The organism is uncultured Christiangramia sp. (genome assembly GCF_913046405.1).
Taxonomy (GTDB): Bacteria; Bacteroidota; Bacteroidia; order Flavobacteriales; family Flavobacteriaceae; genus Christiangramia; species Christiangramia marina.
Map to the genome: position 1 here is coordinate 1 of NZ_CAJWRQ010000027.1, position 18,439 is coordinate 18,439.

General features: G+C 37.2%; 19 protein-coding genes and 1 tRNA gene. 8 read left to right on the forward strand and 12 right to left on the reverse strand.

Annotation, left to right across the window (positions count from 1 at the left end; all coding sequences use genetic code 11):
- Positions 1-437: 437 nt before the first annotated feature.
- The 3 genes from QZ620_RS05330 to QZ620_RS05340 are packed head-to-tail and all read left to right on the forward strand — an operon-like array spanning position 438 to position 3,284.
- Positions 438-794 (forward strand): response regulator, encoded by a 357-nt coding sequence (locus QZ620_RS05330; RefSeq protein WP_141878209.1) that lies wholly within the window; start codon positions 438-440, stop codon positions 792-794.
- Positions 791-1,843, forward strand: a complete 1,053-nt coding sequence (locus QZ620_RS05335) for a hypothetical protein (protein ID WP_295179777.1) — start codon at positions 791-793, stop codon at positions 1,841-1,843. The genes QZ620_RS05330 and QZ620_RS05335 overlap by 4 nt, the downstream gene beginning before the upstream one ends.
- Positions 1,833-3,284 carry a glycosyltransferase family 2 protein gene (locus QZ620_RS05340; RefSeq protein ID WP_295179778.1) on the forward strand — a complete coding sequence of 484 codons (1,452 nt, stop codon included), beginning with the start codon at positions 1,833-1,835 and terminating at the stop codon, positions 3,282-3,284. Before QZ620_RS05335 ends, QZ620_RS05340 begins: the two co-directional genes overlap by 11 nt.
- Here the strand turns inward: QZ620_RS05340 and QZ620_RS05345 are convergent.
- The gene (locus QZ620_RS05345) at positions 3,281-4,525 is read right to left on the reverse strand and encodes a YaiO family outer membrane beta-barrel protein (RefSeq protein ID WP_295179780.1); all 1,245 of its coding nucleotides are present in this window, start codon (positions 4,523-4,525) and stop codon (positions 3,281-3,283) included. The two genes, QZ620_RS05340 and QZ620_RS05345, sit on opposite strands and share 4 nt — an antisense overlap.
- Before the next feature lie 137 nt (positions 4,526-4,662).
- On the opposite strand from QZ620_RS05345, the gene QZ620_RS05350 reads away from it, so the two are divergent.
- The 4 genes from QZ620_RS05350 (at position 4,663) to QZ620_RS05365 (ending at position 7,441) form a co-directional block, all read left to right on the forward strand.
- Positions 4,663-5,562 carry an alpha/beta hydrolase gene (locus QZ620_RS05350; RefSeq protein WP_295179782.1) on the forward strand — a complete coding sequence of 300 codons (900 nt, stop codon included), beginning with the start codon at positions 4,663-4,665 and terminating at the stop codon, positions 5,560-5,562.
- Between the two features lie 43 nt (positions 5,563-5,605).
- Positions 5,606-6,451: an aldo/keto reductase gene (locus tag QZ620_RS05355; RefSeq protein ID WP_295179784.1), complete on the forward strand. Its 846-nt coding sequence runs from the start codon at positions 5,606-5,608 to the stop codon at positions 6,449-6,451.
- 67 nt (positions 6,452-6,518) lie between these two features.
- Positions 6,519-6,592 (forward strand) — tRNA-Pro (locus QZ620_RS05360).
- Positions 6,593-6,724: 132 nt separating this feature from the next.
- On the forward strand, positions 6,725-7,441 hold the full coding sequence (locus tag QZ620_RS05365) for a glycosyltransferase (RefSeq protein WP_295179786.1): 717 nt from the start codon (positions 6,725-6,727) through the stop codon (positions 7,439-7,441).
- Position 7,442: 1 nt separating this feature from the next.
- Here QZ620_RS05365 and QZ620_RS05370 read toward each other — a convergent pair whose 3' ends face one another.
- From QZ620_RS05370 to QZ620_RS05400, 8 genes are all read right to left on the reverse strand, one after another.
- Positions 7,443-8,012, reverse strand: coding sequence for a PepSY domain-containing protein (locus QZ620_RS05370; protein ID WP_295179788.1), 570 nt, complete (start codon positions 8,010-8,012; stop codon positions 7,443-7,445).
- Positions 8,013-8,176: 164 nt separating this feature from the next.
- Positions 8,177-8,404, reverse strand: coding sequence for a PLDc N-terminal domain-containing protein (locus QZ620_RS13855; protein WP_366935442.1), 228 nt, complete (start codon positions 8,402-8,404; stop codon positions 8,177-8,179).
- Between the two features lie 59 nt (positions 8,405-8,463).
- Positions 8,464-9,402, reverse strand: coding sequence for a M23 family metallopeptidase (locus QZ620_RS05375; protein WP_295179790.1), 939 nt, complete (start codon positions 9,400-9,402; stop codon positions 8,464-8,466).
- A gap of 77 nt (positions 9,403-9,479) precedes the next feature.
- Positions 9,480-10,214: a methyltransferase domain-containing protein gene (locus tag QZ620_RS05380; RefSeq protein ID WP_295179792.1), complete on the reverse strand. Its 735-nt coding sequence runs from the start codon at positions 10,212-10,214 to the stop codon at positions 9,480-9,482.
- A 77-nt stretch (positions 10,215-10,291) separates the two neighbouring features.
- Positions 10,292-10,942 (reverse strand): ATP-binding cassette domain-containing protein, encoded by a 651-nt coding sequence (locus tag QZ620_RS05385; RefSeq protein WP_295179794.1) that lies wholly within the window; start codon positions 10,940-10,942, stop codon positions 10,292-10,294.
- Positions 10,943-11,232: 290 nt separating this feature from the next.
- Positions 11,233-11,967, reverse strand: coding sequence for a flavodoxin family protein (locus QZ620_RS05390; RefSeq protein ID WP_295179796.1), 735 nt, complete (start codon positions 11,965-11,967; stop codon positions 11,233-11,235).
- A gap of 75 nt (positions 11,968-12,042) precedes the next feature.
- Entirely contained in the window at positions 12,043-12,570 is a 528-nt protein-coding gene (locus QZ620_RS05395; RefSeq protein ID WP_295179798.1) for a hypothetical protein, read from the reverse strand.
- Between the two features lie 101 nt (positions 12,571-12,671).
- Positions 12,672-13,025, reverse strand: coding sequence for a hypothetical protein (locus tag QZ620_RS05400; protein ID WP_295179799.1), 354 nt, complete (start codon positions 13,023-13,025; stop codon positions 12,672-12,674).
- Positions 13,026-13,155: 130 nt separating this feature from the next.
- Here QZ620_RS05400 and nudK point away from each other — a divergent pair, with 130 nt between their 5' ends.
- Positions 13,156-13,746, forward strand: a complete 591-nt coding sequence (gene nudK, locus QZ620_RS05405) for a GDP-mannose pyrophosphatase NudK (RefSeq protein ID WP_295179829.1) — start codon at positions 13,156-13,158, stop codon at positions 13,744-13,746.
- Positions 13,747-13,749: 3 nt separating this feature from the next.
- On the opposite strand, the gene QZ620_RS05410 is transcribed toward nudK, so the two are convergent.
- The 3 genes from QZ620_RS05410 to QZ620_RS05420 all read right to left on the reverse strand — a co-directional run bounded on the left by QZ620_RS05410 (position 13,750) and on the right by QZ620_RS05420 (position 18,276).
- Positions 13,750-14,784 carry a serine hydrolase gene (locus QZ620_RS05410; protein WP_295179800.1) on the reverse strand — a complete coding sequence of 345 codons (1,035 nt, stop codon included), beginning with the start codon at positions 14,782-14,784 and terminating at the stop codon, positions 13,750-13,752.
- A 114-nt stretch (positions 14,785-14,898) separates the two neighbouring features.
- On the reverse strand, positions 14,899-15,552 hold the full coding sequence (locus QZ620_RS05415) for a DUF6624 domain-containing protein (RefSeq protein WP_295179802.1): 654 nt from the start codon (positions 15,550-15,552) through the stop codon (positions 14,899-14,901).
- A gap of 135 nt (positions 15,553-15,687) precedes the next feature.
- Positions 15,688-18,276, reverse strand: a complete 2,589-nt coding sequence (locus QZ620_RS05420) for a carboxypeptidase-like regulatory domain-containing protein (protein ID WP_295179804.1) — start codon at positions 18,274-18,276, stop codon at positions 15,688-15,690.
- Between the last annotated feature and the right edge of the window lie 163 nt (positions 18,277-18,439).

Genomic DNA, 18,439 nt, shown 5'->3' on the forward strand with positions numbered 1-18,439 from the left:
AAAGGATATTTAACTTACGTTTCATAGGGAATTATTTTAGTCAATCAAAGATGCCATAAAAGTGGAGTTTAAACGCCTTAATTCGATTAAGCAGGGTTTACCTTCGTTGAGCTGCACCTTAGTGTAGACCAATAGAATTAATATGAAAATGGAGGTTTAATTGCGTATACCACGAAATTCTCTTAGTCACAAACCATGTCGGGCTAACCATTATAATCTCCTTCTAATACTCTTTACAATCATTTAAAAACAAGCAGCTTATACATTATGAAAGTGCTTCTCCAAGGTTGAAAATTCCTGATTCACTATGTAAAACAAATTTAATATAGAAAGATTTTTCTTACTCATTTTTTAATTTTGTGCTTTTTATCTACCTAATTGTATTATTTTTTACTGTTGAACGACCTATTACGTATATTTCAGCTTAAATCGAGAGCATGCGAAAAGTTCTGGTCATCCAGGAAGATATTATTATTTTAAAGATTCTGGAAAGGCTTGTAACCGTGAACCATTTTGATTGCAAGGCTATAAGATCACTGGACGCACTTACCATAGAGGATCAGGAAAGTGATTTTGAATTCATTATCACAGACATTCTTTTTGAAGGAATTGCACCTTTAGAATTTGTAGCTCAGGTGCAGGAAGTTATTCCGCATAAGAACTTATTAGTGGTTACGAACATGGGACAGGACAAGATCAAAAAGGAGATCTTCGCATTGAAGGATATCACTGGCTTTTACGCAGTGCCTATAGATCTGGATGAAATCGAATCAACAATTCAGGCATATTCATGACCGAAGGGGGAGTTTTACTTTTTATCAAGTGCGTGCTGGCGATCCTAGTCGTTTACTGGATTTCCATAGCGGTCACCATGATCTATAGAAAGAATCGTATGCGGGCACTGGAGCGTATCGAATATACTTTTGCTGATATTGTAAGCCGCTATCTTTATAACAATGTAGATGACCCCTTGCACATTAGTGAGATCAATGATCGCTTAAAAGCTGTTGGAATACGTAAAGGCAATAGAAACAACGTACAGTATCTTATTCGTTTAATGATACGTACCCAGCGAACTATTCTTGGAGAGAACTACCTCAAACTTAAGAAGCTTTATGCGCAAATCCCACCTTACAATGCTTCATTCACCAAAATTTCCAAGTGGGGATGGTATTCCAAGGCTCGTGGAATTCGGGAGATCTACGAGATGAATCAGTCTCAGCACATGAATGAGATCTTTAAATTTCAGAATCACAGGAACGTATTCGTGCGAAGAGAAGCACAGATCGCTATGGTTGTATTTATGGGATGGGAATCCCTCAGGTTTCTTCCTTACCTTAAACGAAATATCACTCTATGGCAACAAATAAAGATCGTCGAAAAACTCTATGATCTGTATCCCAAACCAGAGATGAAATGGTTAAAAAGAGCTTATAAGACCGACAAGCTTTTTGGTAAGAAACTGGTTATGCGAATTATTAGAAAATTTGAACTACATACCGAAATCCCGTTTATCATGGAACATCTGGAGCATACGGATTATGAGGTACGTGAAACTGCTATTTACTGTATACAGACCTTTGCTTTGTCTACGGAAAGAATGGATTATATCAAGGATGTCTACGAAAGAGTAGCAGATCCTGTACAGCAGGCGCAACTTTTAAATTATATCTATGATAATTCTGATATCGACGTGGACTTCTACCTGAGACAGCTTAACGGAAATAATGAAGAACTTAAACTAAATGTTGCTGAAATTCTTTGGAACAATGGATATAAAGAGAAGGTCCAGGAATTCTATTACCAACAATACCCTGAAAATTCAAATTTAAATGTTGAATGATATAGAAAGGTTTTTTAGCGGGGAATACGTATTCCTTGCTGCAAACTATTTTTTCTTTGCTTACGGGATCGCGCTAATGACGATGTATTTCGCAGGAGTGGTCCTGGCTAATCGTGCCATACGCCGTAATAAGAAGAAATCGCGATTCCTGCAGGTGAATGATATTGTAAGTGCTACAGATATTCCTTCGGTATCACTTATTGCGCCTGCTTACAATGAAGGTCTTACCATAATTGAGAATGTAAAAAGCTTATTATCCATTCAATATCCATACTACGAGCTCATCCTGGTAAATGATGGAAGTATAGACGATTCACTGGAAAAACTCATCAAGGAATTTAAACTGGAGAGAAGAGATGCGACCTTTATTACGCAGCCAATTCCTACAGCGACCGTTAAATATGTCTATAAGAGTACGCTTTCGAAGTACACGCATCTAACCGTACTCGATAAAAACAATGGTGGGCGTGCAGATGCCCTGAATGCCGGGATCAATTTTGCAACATCAGAACTGGTGGTTTGTACAGATGCAGATTGTATCATCGAGCAGGATGCCTTGCTTAAAATGGTTAGACCTTACCTGGAAGAATATCACAGTGAAATAATCGCCTGTGGTGGAGGAATTGGAATTGCGAATGATTCGGTAGTAAAGAACGGGGTGATGAAAGAACTGCGTTTGCCTAATAATCTGGTGCCTATGGTACAGGTCGTCGAATACATTAGGGCATTTCTGTTAGGTAGAATGGCCTGGAGTGAGATAAACGGACTCATGCTCGTATCTGGAGCCTTTGGAATGTATCCCAGGAAGAGGGTGATCGAGGTAAGTGGATTTGACGCAAAAACAGTTGGAGAAGATCTTGAGTTATGTATTCGCTTAAGACGTTTGATGGAAGAAAAGGAATTACCCTATAAAGTGGTTTATTTACCGGAAACCTTATGCTGGACAGAAGGGCCGCCAGATTATGATATTTTAATTAAGCAACGGGATCGCTGGGCCAGGGGACTTTGGGAAACCCTAAAGATACACAGGAAATTGTTTTTTAATCCTAAGTATCGTTACATGGGAATTTTCTATTATCCTTACTGGCTGTTTTTCGAGTTTGGAGCGCCTATTATAGAATTTCTGGGAATCATTTGTATTATCGCTTTTGCTTTCTTCGGAATGATCAATTGGACAATGGCAGTGCTATTGTTTACAGCAGCTTACATTGTAGGATGTATCTTTTCCACCGCTGCTATCTTCATGTATGTCAAGAACTTTAATCATTACACCAAGCCCAAGCAGGTTATAGAACTGCTTCTAGCTGCTTATCTCGAACCATTCCTCTATCATCCAATACTGGTATATGGACAAATGAAGGGTTATTACAAGAAGGTCTTCCGTATAAAATCTGGTTGGGGTACGATGACCAGAAAAGGATTTAAAGTTTCCGACACCTAGAATCTATAGCGATAGCCAACGTTACCAATGAATTGATCACCTTGTCTGTTTGAAGTAATATCTTCGAACAAATAACCGCCACCTACCTGGAAAATATGATGAGGTCCAATGGTGAAATTCAAGCCAAGATTTGAATAATATGCTTCAAGAGAGGGATTCTCTTGTACTTGCGTAAAAATTGTGGTTTCATCTGGCGAGATACCCGTTCCAAGTCTTAAGAAGAAGAAATTATCTGCATCATTAAGATAGTAACGAACATTTAACTGGTAGTTCTGGGTTAACTGATCATTGATTTCCGGCCCAAGGAAAACTCTGGTGTTGATATAGAATTTACCTTTATACATCGTAAGTCCCAGAATTCCGGAGTAATAATCTTCATCTGAGAAATGTAGTAATCTCGCTCCGGTTTCCAGTTCAAAGATCGAGAAGATATTTACAAATAAAGAGGCGCTGGTTCTAAGGTCTGGATATAAAGTTCCGTCTGAAATTCCTAGGTTTAGAAATGCATAAACCTTATTGCTGAAAACAGGGTAAGATTCCAGCTCATATAAAGTACTTTGGTCATAACCACGATCTATATAATTTACCCGGGCGATCACTGCACTGCTGTTGAAATAATGCTGAAACTCCGGGCTAATGGTTTGCCAGTTATCACGATTATATTCGTCGCTAAAATAAATATATTGATAATTTACTCCAATCTCATCTCTAATGGTTCTCTTTAATATATTCTGAAGGACATATCGCTTGTTTTGATCCAGTTCACGATTATTAAAAAGGTCTAAAGCGATCTCTCTGGACGCTCTTTTATCCTTATTCTGAAGTAAAAGTTCAGATTTGAGGATAAGCATATTCGCACTTAAACTCTGTGTTTTCTCCAGTTGTTCAAGGTAAGCTAAAGCATCTTCAGGATCCTTTAATAATTTGGTATGGCGAACGGTAAGTTCTCTAACACCTGGATAATCCTGGGCATTCTGCATGAGAAATTCAAGATCTGTAGTAGCCTGAACAATACTATCCAGCGCCCATAAATTCCGAACCCTTAAAATTCTGATATCATGATATTCCGGAGCAAGTTGTAATCCCCGGTTCGTATATTGTAAAGACTGTTGATATTGCTTATTCTGGTAGAGTTCCAGTCCCTGGAAATAAAGACTATCTGTGTTCTTTTCGGTAATTTGCTGTGCGTTCATCTTCAAAAATGCAAAGAAGAACAGGAAAAGTAAATGTGATCTATTCATAGAAGTTGATTTGGGCAAAACCGGGGTGAAGATAATCATATTAAGCGATTTGCGACAAGCCTGAACTAAAATTGTCCATGCTGCGTTGTAAAGCAGGCCAACGCAATAAATACGTATTTTTAATCAAATTCAATCTTATGAAACTGCTTTTCCATCTGACTTTTCTATTTCTTATCACTAATAATTTTCATGCTCAGTCTGAAGAAACGATCGAGTACAAAGATGGCAAACTTCATTACAGTACGTATGGGGCTGGAGACCCTGTTCTTATCATAAATGGCGGTCCTGGGATTGGAAGCGATGGTTTTGGAGAACTGGCACAATTGCTTTCAGAAAATAATCGAACTATCACTTACGATCAAAGAGGTACTGGAAATTCGAAAATTCTGTCTAATAACGATGCCGACTACACCATCGACCTTATGGTGGAAGATATTGAGGTTTTAAGAAAACACCTGGGATATGAGAACTGGATCGTACTTGGACATTCCTTTGGAGGAATGCTCGCTTATGCCTATGCGGCGAAATATCCTGAAAGAGTACGCGCGATGATACAGTCACACTCAGGTGGCATGGATCTAAGATTGAGAGATTACCCAAATCTTCAGGATAGATTGAGCAGATCCCAGCGCGATGAATTAAATCAATTGGTTATGAAAATAAGTTTTGGTGATACTCTGCGGGAGACTCTTTACCAACGGGCGAAACTAATGGCGATCGCTTATTTAAATGATTCCACCAGAACTTCAGAAGTAGCAGAAAGGCTTATGAATACAGATCGAGCAATCAATTCTCAGGTTTGGGCGAATATGAACCTCATTAATTTTGATGTTTCCGAAGAAATGAAAAAGTTTAATAAACCTGTTTTGATCCTGAACGGTGTAGATGAGATTGTTCATAAAGATATTGCGATCTATGCAGATAGTATTTTCCAAGATTCAAAATTGATCTTAATGGAAGACTGTGGTCATTATGGTTGGCTTGAAAAACCTGAAATTTATCTTAAAGAGGTTAAAGAATTTTTAAAGTCTAGTTAGAGAATCAGATGTTCCTCGCTTACTCTTAACTTTAAAAAAAAAGATGATGATAGAAAGCATTAGTAATAAAATAGAATTGCATAACGGTTATAAAATGCCAGGTTTAGGTCTTGGTGTTTATAAAGCTGATAATGGAGAAGAGATAAATAAGGCAATTAAAGCGGCCTTGGAAACTGGTTACAGATTGATAGATACCGCAACTTTTTATGGAAATGAAAAGGGAGTAGGCGAAGCAATCAGGAAAAGCAGTATTCCTAGAGAGGAGATTTTTATTACTTCCAAACTTTGGATAGAAGATCAGGGAATTGAAACCACACGTAAAGCTTTTGAAGAGACTTTGGAAAGGATGGAACTGGAATATCTGGATCTATACCTGATTCACTGGCCAAAGCCTGGTAAATATCTGGAATCCTGGAAAGTTTTGCAGGAGCTGTACCAGGAAGGAAAAATTAGAGCTATTGGAGTTTGTAATTGTATGATCCATCACCTGGAGAGTATTAAAGAACTCGGAGGAGTGCAGCCAATGGTCTTGCAAAACGAATTTCATCCTAAGCTTATTCAGCAGAATATACTTGACTACTGCAAGAAAAATAAGATCCAGTATCAGGCATGGTCACCACTTATGCGAGGAGAAATACTAGAGAATGAGCTTATTGGAACTATTGCTGAAAAATACGGAAAGTCTGAAGCACAAATAGTAATTCGCTGGGATCTGCAAAAGCGAGTTGTAACTATTCCGAAGAGCGTACATAAACAGCGAATTCAGGAAAATGCTGATGTCTTCGACTTTGAATTAACAGACGATGAGGTAGCTGAAATTGATGGTCTGGAAGATAATACGCGTACTGGAGCTCATCCAGATACTTTTATGGAAGAAATGGACCTTTAGTAAGGCTATTGTTTACTCGAAATTATTTTGATATTTCTACAAAACCAGCTTATTTTTGCTAAGCAATCGAGATGTGGCGCAGTCTGGTAGCGTATACGCCTGGGGGGCGTGGGGTCGCAGGTTCAAATCCTGTCATCTCGACAAATGGAACCGGCAACATTTGTGTTGTCGGTTTTTTTATGCTTCGGAATCATATGGGAACTACTATTAAGCAATATTTATATATTTGCGGCAGTTTAAGATTTTCATATATTAATTGACTAAGATTTCTGAATGCACCAATTAACTGTTATAGTTCCCTTATATAACGAAGAAGAGAACTTGCTCCGCGTTGAGCAGAAACTTGGAGAGTATGCAGAAAAATCCAGTGTTCCCACTCAAATATTACTGGTAAATGATGGGTCAACAGATCATAGTTTAAAAATGGTCAGGGAAATCTGTGAAAGATCTGAACATTTCGGTTACATATCTTTTACGAAAAACGCCGGTTTGAGTGCGGCGATCAAAGCTGGGATCGATCATGTATCCACAAGTCTTACTGGTTATATAGATTCTGATCTCCAAACAGATCCTGAAGACTTTGAAGTTCTGCTCAAGGAAATCAATAATTATCAATTAGTAAATGGCTACAGGAATCAGCGGAAGGATTCTTTTAAAAAGAACCTTTCTTCCACGGTAGCCAATAACGTCAGAAACTTTTTCACAAACGACGGGATGTATGATACGGGTTGTCCACTAAAGATCATGCATACAGATTACGCTAAGCGAATTCCCTTTTTTAAAGGACTACACAGGTTTCTACCGGCAATGATCATGTTACAGGGAGGAAAAGTGATTCAGATCCCAATTCGCCATTATCCAAGAATAGCAGGAACTGCAAAGTTTGGATTGCGAAACAGGTTGATCAAACCTTTAATAGATTGCTTTGGATATTTATGGATGAAGCGAAACTATATACATTACGAAGTAGGAGAGAAGCTTTTAAAATAGATTATCTGCCGGTCTTACGCAATTTTTTGGGACCATACCAAAGCCAGAATCCGGTAATGGTAAATACTAGTAATGCAATTCCCATACTAACAGAATAGACCAATTTAAAATAGCCACCGGTGCCCAGGTAATCATCTACAATAGAACCATCATGGATATTTTCGATAACATCAGATCTTCTCTGGCCAATATTTAGTACTTCACCAGTAGTACCATCAAGTTGTATCTCGTGAATATGGTCTTTGAAAAGAAACTTTACAATACCTTTTTCCTTTCGAATATCCATCCTGTCAATATCGTGGGATAATAAAGATGAAACTGAATCCTTCAATGTTTGTTGTGCAATATTTTCCAGAACAGCTATAGATTTCCATTCTTCAAAATTTGAAGTTTGCCCGGTTTGGGTTTCTGGAAGAATATAGCCAGCAGTATTTTTCTTGGCTCCCAGAAGGATTCCGGAGATGGATACGATAAAAAAGAAAAAGAATAAAAAAGCACCCATAGTACGATGTATCTTTCTGAAAATCCTTAAGATCCGGGCCTGTTTAATTCTTGATTTCTGTTTATTCATAAGGGCTTCACCTTCCGACGAAAATAGGAAAATGTTTCAGAAAACTATCATACTACAACAAATTTGATAGCCAGGAAGACTGTTGACTACTTCCGAAGAAAATTTTATACCGGTAGCAGCATTCTTTATTAAGCTTAACTTCAGAAGAATGTAGAAATTGAATGCTAATTTCTCGGTTTGAAAACAGGTTCAAAGCTTCTTTTTGAATCCGTAAACCTATGCTTGAATTGAAAGTATACAAGTGATCCAATTACAGGAAATAAAAAGATCATAAGGATTAAAAAGACCTGCATAATGGGAGAACTGAACCTGGTTTTTAGAATATCCACAAGTGCCCAGATCCATAGAACGAGGGTTAGAATGATAAAAATGATGATGATAGTACTCCACATATAAAATCTCGTTTTTCTTGATCAAAGATATTTACTCATTACAATTTAATTAAGGCTAATCAATTTGACCAGTTAAACTGTGACGGATCCTTTTTAAATTTTCTAAGATCTCTTTTAGAAAAATCCTGTGTAAAGATTTCCTGAGTCATTTCCATGGTATATTCTTTGCCAGAATCGATAGTTCCAGAATGATTTTTAGCATAGAAAACCGGCTTCAGGAATTTAAAATTAGCCTCATCCTGTTTCAACGCAATCTGGCGGTTTTTTTCGAATTTCTCACTATAAATGTAATTTATGGAAAAATCAAGTCGGTATTTCTGGTCTTCGAACTGCTGAGCTTCGCCAAGATATTGGTTTGGATTTACCTCTTCTCCTGGAAGAACTTTTATATCTTCCAATCCCTGGTAATTTGCATAGGTTCCATCCTTATGCTCAACAATAATACTACTTCTTACATCTTGGGAAATACTATCAGATTTTGAATTTCGTACTTCTACAACTACACCTTCCCTCATTGCGTGAACAGGAAAACTCTCACCTTTTGTGATTATATAGGATATCCAGTTTCCTGGAAGCACCTCCTGGGTTTCGGCTGCATTATTTTGCGTGGTCTCCACTATTCTGGCGGTTCCTGAAGTTTTCAGAGGTAACAAGTACTTAAAAGTTGAGTCCACTTCAGGATTTGGAATGCCCCGTATATAGGAGAAGGTATAGGAATAGCCTATTTCCTCTTCCCGATTAATTGGACGCAATACGGTAAGATTGCCATAGTCATGATCCAGGATCTGTTTGTGATCACCGTGGTTGGTGTTTTTAAGATCTGGAAACTCCAACTTTAGATAGTATGTACCCGGTTTATTCTTCCGGTAACTGAACTCGATACTTTTATCCCCTCTGCGCTCATGCATGATCTCGATATCCGGGAGTTGCGCATATGAGTTGGGTGCATAGAACATAAAACTCACAAAGATGCTTAGAAACAGGTATTTCCACGTCATAGGTTAAAAAACTTTCTCAGATTGATCTGGATTTAGAATTGCTGAATTTATAGATTTATTAGATTTTTTCAGCAGAACTAGTTCATTTTTTCCTTTACGAAGATCAGGCAATGCTGCCAGGGTAGATTCTCAATATTCTGCTCTAGTCTAAAACCGGAAGCTTCAAATTCTTTTACCGCCTGTTTTTCGCTCATTTTATGAATTTCCTTGATTGGAATGTTCGCATCCTCAGCTTTATACTCGATCAGATAGATCTTACCATCAGAAATCAGAGATTTATGCATGGATTCTATCATTTCCTTCGGAAAATTAAATTCATGATAGACATCCACCAGCAATATTTTTGAAACTGAATTCTCATCCAGGTTAATACTTTTTTCTGAACCCTGAATGGTTTGAATATTATTTACTTGTTGTTCTGACTGCTTTACTGAAATCGCCTGAAGCATTTCCGGCTGTATATCTATGGCATAAATAAAACCTTCGGTAGCCAATTTCGCCATTTTAAAAGCATGATAACCACTGCCGGCACCAACATCAGCGATCGTATCACCAGGCTGGATATTCATGTTCTTCAGCAACTGACTTGTATTTTCCTCTTTTTCGCGATCAGATCTTTCCAGCCAGTTTATTCCCTGGTAACCCATGACATGCGCGATCTCTCTACCCATATACCACTTTCCAATTCCGTTTGGATCGCCGTCTTTAAAAGTATAGGTTTTCTCGTCTGTGTTATCTTTTATTGTCTGTCCGCATGCGGTCATTGTTAATGCAAGCAGTAATAACAAGTACAAATTGTAATGATTTTTCATAGCCTCTTTTGCCTAAAGTTACGATTTAATGCTTTTTCTGAAATTTCAGTACGAGCAAGGCTTAATTTACAAAAGTTCTAAGTGAGATAACCGTACGAAGTTAAGCCATCCAGATCTTCAATTTTCCGAAGATTACCATATTCCATTAGCATGATTCGATCTGATAGTGAAATTACATTGCGGTAATCATGATCTGTAATGATGATGCCTTTATGTTCTTTTCTCTCCTGGATAAGTTTCGAAATTACTTCTCTGCTGGTAGGACTGAGTCCATTAAAAGGTTCATCCAGCAATAGAAACCTGGATTCAGAAAAAAGTAAAAGCAGAACTTCCAGGGTTCTTCTTTGTCCAAAACTTAAATGGCCTACTCGTTCTCGCAATAACGGCTTCACTATAGGTAATTCCAGAACTATTCGGCTATACTCGCCGCTAAGAAATAAATTGATAGTACTCTTTACACTGATACTTTTAATTAAAAAACTATCCTGCGGTAAATACTTAATATCACGAATCGTTTTTGAGCCTGTATAAACCTTTTCGTCTATTCTTAGAAACCGGCTGTCAGCCGTTAATGACCCAAACATGATCTTCAGTAGCGTTGATTTCCCACTTCCGTTTCTTCCCAGCAAACCAACCACTTCTCCAGTTGAACACTGTAGGTAAACATCGTTCAGGATCTTTTGACCATCATAAGTCTTTTGTACACTATCCAGTTCAAGTTTACTCAAAAAGCTGCGATATAAGGATCATTAAAACCGAAATAAGAATTGTACTCAAAAAGAGCTGAACTCTGGAGATTCCGTTATTTAAATAAAAAAATAGTTCTTTAGGAGGTTTGATGCTATAAACACTGAGGTGAATCAAAACACTGGTAAGAAAGTAGAAGAATCCAAAATTTGAAAATTCAGAAGTTAGAGCGGCAATCAGTAGAGAGATAGGCAAGGCTGTGAAAATAATATTTCTCTGGAAAAGCAAAAAGTTCAAAACGATTCTCATTAATTATATTCTGGAATTACATTTAGCTGTACTCAGGATTTTCAAAATTCCAGCGCTTACCATCTTCCCAGCCTTCCGCCGAATTTCCATAAGCAGGATAACCGCCTTGTTTTTTGAGAGTGGACGCTAAATGCATTAAATTATAGGTCATGAAAGTAGTATTCTTATTAGTAAAATTACTTCCAAAACCAGCTGGTGGATCAAGTTTATCGTCTTTCCACTCGGTATCACCGTAACTTGGCCCAGGCCCAACTTCACCTATCCAGCCTGCATCGGCCTGAGGAGGAATACTGAAACCAACATGTTGCATAGAGTAAAGAATCCCCATCGCACAATGTTTGATTCCATCTTCATTCCCGGTGATAAGCGTGCCTGCAACTTTACCGTAAAAGACATACTGACCTTTATCGTTTTGAACACCACTCATGGCATATAATCTTTCGATAAGTTTCTGCGCAATGGAAGATTTTTCTCCAAGCCAGATAGGAGTTCCAAGAACTAAGATATCGGCAGCCATGATCTTATCATAAATAGCTGGCCATTCATCCTTATCCCAACCGTGTTCTTTCATATCGGGATACACACCAGTAGCAATATCATGATCGACAACCCTTATTTCTTCCACTTCCACATTTTCCCGCCGCATGATCTCTGCAGAAAGTTCTATCAATTTAGAAGTATGGCTCTCCTCTGGTGATTTTTTTAGAGTACAATTAATATAGATACAGCGTAGATTACTGAAGTCTGGTTTACTCATGATTCAATACTTTTATTAAACTTCCTTCAATTTAGTAAAAATTATAAAGTTTATAATACGCATTGCAGTACACTGTTACTTACTCCCTTTTTTTAGCTGAATCTTTATAATTCCATTGACTTCCTCATCTGTATATTTTGCGATAGAATCCTGATCTTTCAAAACATCAATTTTAGCAATGGTTTCCGGATCCATATTTTTAAGCATCGAGCTATGTGTGGCTTTACCATCAATCAGATACAAAACATCCTCTTTCGCCAGATAATCTTCATCGCTTAGGGTCTCCTGAAAAGATTTGGTTTTGATCATGAGCACTCCATTCAGTCCTTGTTTACCAAATTTGTCCTCGACATCTTCCTGATTTTTCTTGATAACGGCATAAGAGGTTATTTCGAATTTTGAAATGTTCAGTGTATCCAAAGCCTCGGTTGTTAGAAGTTGTTCATTTAAAATGATGACAGGATCCTTCGTAATTTCATCTTTTTGAACCAGATCTGCGATTAGTTCATGTAGATAATCATCCTGGTTTTCTTTTTCTGAAATTTCCTGTGCATTTAAGCTAAGTGTAAGTAGTAATAATAGGCTTGCTAAGATTTTCTTCATTGGTATTTCTCTAAATTTTTTATAGCTGAAATATAAGATTTATGGTCCAGATAGCTGGCTATTTATAATTACTGTTTTCTGAAGTCAGGAAATCTAAGTGATTATAGTAGATCGGTAGCTGCAGATTCTACGATGCTGAATCTTTGATCTAATTTATACTTTAAAAAGAGCATGATCAAAAGGGAAATGATCGAAGATATAACCATCAACTTATATTGATGTTGGAGATCCCGGGCAGCATTAAGTTTTATTTCAGCTAATATCTGCTCAAGCTCTTCTGAAGAGTAATTTCTGAATTTGACACCATCCAAACGTATACGATCACTATTGATCGGGTCCCGAAGATCTTCCTTGAACTTAGGTTTTTGTGAATACAGTAATGATTTATTGTGCTCGTGTAAACTTTTGGGACCTCGCTCTACAGACATGCCTTGTGATTTTCGTAAAACATTCATTTTCAATGAAGTTCAAGTTAGCAAATTATTTGTAATTCAACCAATTGAAGTTTTTATGCACAATAACTGGTTTTCACGATTTCGAATGGAAACTGCTCAGTATCTTGCATGTTTAAAATTTTCCGAAGACATGGAACAGGAAAGAGTAGATAATTTAGAAGTAGAAATTTTATCTGATAACTGGTTTACGCTTAATAAGGTGAATTTTGACTTCCGAAGAAATGACGGTATTTGGGAAAATCAAAGTAGAGAAGCTTATGATCGCGGAAATGGCGCCGCGATTCTTTTATACAATTTAGAGAATGAAACTTTAATTCTTACCAGGCAGTTTAGAATGCCTACGTTTTTGAACGGTAACCCTTCAGGGATGATGATCGAAGTCTGTACGGGATTATTGGAAATGGATAATGCTGAAGATTGTATTCGAAGAGAAACGCAGGAGGAAACCGGGTATGAGATTTCCAATTTCGAAAAGGTTTTTGAAGCTTATATGTCTCCTGGTTCGGTGACCGAGATTGTACATTTCTTTATAGCTGAATATCATGAAGAAATGAAAATAGGCGAGGGTGGAGGTGTCGCTGAAGAACAGGAGGACATTGAAGTCCTTGAACTTAAGTTTTCTGATGCGTTGAAAATGATTAAATCGGGAGAAATTAAGGATGGTAAATCGATCATGCTATTACAGCATTTACACTTGAAATTATTGCAGGCAAATAGATAAATCTTAGTCGCGCTTCTCTAATATTTTTAGAATTCGGCCATAAACAATTTCAGAAATACTCCAGGTATAGCCATCAAAATTTGCGGTATTAACGAACTGGATCACTACCGTATCGATATTTTCATGATATTTTGCAATGCTCTGGTAACCAGGAATTAATCCGGTATGATCGTATTTATAGATGGAAGAATAGATATCATTCTCCTCTTTGGTAAGGATTTCACCAGTGTTCAGCGCTTTTATAAAGATTCCCACATCCTGCGCTGTAGCGATCATCGAATGGTAATTAGTAGACTTGATATCATCTTCAACTCCAACATAATAACCGCTCATTAGTTTATCCAGATCAATCTCATTCAGGCTGAAAAAAGTATTTTTAAGTTTCAGGGGTTCAAGGATTTTTTTCTCTATCACCTGTGCTTTGGAATTTTTGGTAACCTTCTCCATGAGCAAACCTAACAGGAAATAATTCGAATTTGAATAGGCATAATCTGTTCCCGGTGCAAAACTGGCTGGTTTGTCAAGGAATAGTTCCAGGGTTTGTTCTTCATTTTCCGGCGGATGCATCCAGAAGTTCGGGACATCAGTAAAATTCGGGATACCACTTCGGTGCTGGACCAGCATTCGAACGCTGATATTTTCAGCATGCTCGATTCGGCCGGCAAACTCAGGAAAGTATTCAAGGATACTTTTATCTAGAGATATAAGGTCTTCGGCTACCAGTTTCGTAATTGCGACCGCATCATACAGTTTGCCAATACTCGCAATTTTAAAATAAGCTTCGGGATAAGCTCTAATCATGCGGTCGCGGTCATGCCATCCGGCTGCATAATATTCTGCTGGGTGATCTCCCTGCTGAATATATACTATAGTGCCATCAAAACCATGCTCGATACCTTCGTTTAATTGTTCCTGCACGGTGTCCGGTAATGGCAGTATCCACGCCCAGATGAGTATCCATGGAACAAAATAAAGCGATATCACCGTACCAGCTAAAAGGAGGGTTCGAATAAGAATTTTACTTTTGGTAGCAGGCATTAGGTGTGTAGTTATCTATTTATCTTTTTCCAAAAATAACTTAAAATGAACTTTTAAAATTACCAATGATGTTCCAAATTTTTTAACTGATAGTCAAGATATGTATCTAAAACTTTATATCGCCGACTTCCTTTCTTCAAGCAGTTTCTCAATCTCTGGCAAATTCTTATAATATTCTTTAAGGTTCCAGTCCATTTGAAATGATTGTTGCAAATAAGTTTCCATGGAAGGTAAGCCAACTTCAGCGCGTAGTTTGTCTACTCCTTCAGGATTTTGAAGAGGCTGTACGTACTTCTTACCGGTATTGGAATCGATAAAAATCTGACTACCATAAATTTGTTTTTTACCTTCACGAAGGGCCATTCGATCTTTTAAGAGAGCCAGGTTCGCGGGGAATGTTTTGTTATCCTGCACAGCTTTTTCAATTACCGCATAATATTCTTTTTGAGTTTGTAGATCCGCATGCTGAATCACCAGGAAAATAGTTTGATTCCCTTGCATGTTGAGATCATCTGGCCATCCGTTCTGAAGTATACTTTCAACCTTTTCCAGATTTACAGAGTCCTGGGTTTTCATTTGTTGCACCAGTTCCTTCGTTTCATCTGAATTCATTTTCCCTTCCTGCTGAAGTTTTATGAGCTCGAATCTTATATCCTGGTCGGTCTTCCAGATCGAGTCCAGTTGAGTCTGAATGTTTTGTGGTTGATTTTGTGATGTGACAATACTACTTGCTAAAAGCATAGCAAGGCTTACAATAATTTTGATCATGAATTATATTTTTTCATGGTGTATTATTACAACGAATTAAACATTAGTTTGTTACAGCTTTTTTCCGAAAAAATAATTTTAATCTAAGTCCTTCAGATAAAGTACTCGTAATCAAATATCTGTGGTTGTCTTTCTTTAAAAGGAAAATTTTACAGAAGCTAGTATTTGCGAGGGTCTCAACATATAACGGTTCTCTATGTAACTAAATTCTGATGCATAGATATCTACATATTCTTTTGTATTCAAGATATTATTCCAGCTTAGATTCAGATCTAGTCCGGTTTCTTTTATAGAGTACTGATAACCTATATTCAGAAAGTAGTTATCATTATTAGTTTCAAAATCATTACCATAGTATTCGACTTCAATATCAATATATTGATTGTCCTTCAGAAAAAGGTATGTAGCTAATAGATGTTTCATATTCTTTATATTCTGAAGTGGCTCAGCATCAATACTTAAACGGGAAAAAGTAAAACTGGAGTTATAATTTATACTCATCCATTCAGTAATTTCAGAATCTATTGATAGGGCAAAATTTACTGATCTATTTTCTACTTGCACTTTCGATTCATTTAAGACTCTGTCCTGAGAGCTGAAACTAAGGCTGGAATTTAATTTAATTGTACTTTGAATTTTGCCAAAGAATTTGCTAGTATCAAAATTGAAAACATGAGCGCTGGAAATATTGTCAGCTGCAATTGCGCCTACTACTGTCTGTCCATTTTGCGCTATTTTTGAAGTAAATAGTAGATTATTAGCTGTTCTTCGATAATTATAGGAAGCATTCGCGAAAAATTGAAATAGTGGTTGCCTATAAGTCAAACGAGTTCTGTAATTCTGATTTTGCTGTTCTAAGATTGGATTTTCGTACCGCTGGATATTTCTATAGTTGGTCGCGACGTAACCCGGGAATAATCTTTTTATATCTCCGAACTCATAATTTAGTCCACCAGATATGGAGGCCTCCCAGTTGGCTGAAATCTTTTTAAATAGAGATAGTTGAGGTTCAAAAAGCAGTCGGTTGATCTCAGACCTTTGAGCACCAAATGTATCTAACTGGATCGACTTATATTTTAGCGGACTTGAAAGTTGGATTTTCCATACTTCGTCAATGCTTTCGAAACTTAGTGTATTCTTAAGGTAAGCTTCAGAATCTTCATAATCCAGTTCATTGAGAAATCGCCGATCGGTGAATATATCTTCTTTACTTATACTGGTTTCAAGAATCCTCTTTTGGTAACTATATCCAATTTTAGGAGATATGGTGAATGCACCAAAAGCTTTTCTAATCCCGGCAGAGTGATCCAGAAACACCTGCTTTTCTACGAGATCCTGTTCGAAACTGGGATAGTTTACCGAGTCATTGATAAGTTCAATAAAGGGACCGGGTTGTATCTTGAGACTTTGATCTGTGTTTTTGTAAGCTATACTGGAATTAAAATCTATCAGTTGTTTTCCGATTGGCTTTATTACATCGAGTCTGTTTCGAATTGCAGTAAAGGGTGAACTATTTGACTGAATTATAGAGCTTTCGGTAGTTTCAAGATCACCAAGATCTAAATTCCAGGTCTTTTTAAATTCCAGCTGATTTTTAAGGTAATCATTTTTAGTGTTTTTTTCCAAGGTCACTTTTCCATCTATCTTTTCGATAAAAAACTGATTTGATGTTACTTCGGATAATCTCACTGTATCCCCAGGAGTGAAGAAACTTGTACGCTTTTCTCCGATACGATCCTGTCTGTCATTTAAGTATGATATGTTGGTTTTTAATTCAATGTCGTTCTGCAATTTATTCAGGTAGTTAACAGAGCCTAAATGTGCGTTATTATCCAGCCAGCGTTCTTGAGAAAATGGTGGTTCTGCTATTTTCAGGATCGATAGCCAGTTTTCTTCATTCAAGTTAAATTCATAACCCTTTGAACTGAATGAAAAATCGTTAATTTCTCTATTTAAATCTTTGCCAGTATTGTTAGATTGATACGTCACAATGGTCTGTCTTTTTTTAGCGAACAGCATAGGAGTCGCCTTAGCCTGCCATAATATTGGTGTTGCGCCAATACCAAGTTCAGCCGTACCGCTAACAGTGATATCCTTCTTAAGCTTGATGTTCAAAGAAGCGCGATCTGAAAATTCCAGGGAGTCGAGTACTTTTATAGGCTGATGATTTTCCAGAATTTCGATCTTTGATACCGCTTCCACATTTAGATTTTCATTGGCAAGGTTATATTTACCTTCCAAAAGATCTAATCCTTCAATGTAATACTTCTGTATCGGTTTACCTTGATATTTGATTTGCCCGCTAGGCATAATTTGAATTCCAGGAATCTTTCGCAGTACATCTGCAATTACGCGATCTTCTTTACCCTTGAATGCTGAAACGGTAAAGCTTAGGGTGTCACCTCTTTGCTGAAGTATTTCAGATTTTACAATAACTTCCTTCAGGGCTTCTGAAGATGGTTCCAGTTTAATCGCCACAAATTGATTTCTACTTTTTATTTCTTCGGAATATTTTCCGTAACCTATGTAGGTTACCTCTAATAGAAATTTAGGTAGATCAGAATCAATATTAAGCTTAAAATTACCTGAAGCGTCTGTTATGGCATAAGCTATAATTGCACTGGAGGAATCCTTTTTTAGTAGAATAGATGCTCCACTTAAATTTTGAGATTTTTCATTCTTTACGTTCCCGGAAATTTGAGCTGATGTATACCAACTGCTCAAGAGTAAAATTAAAAGTAGCAATAAGCTTTTCATTATCAATTATGCAGTTCCAGTAGGTCAGTATTATTTCTTCAATTCTTCTAAATTTCACGAATCTCCGTATGATATCTTTGTAATCACTCTAGACTACAGCGAAAATCAAAAATTTAAGCTTACGTTTCAA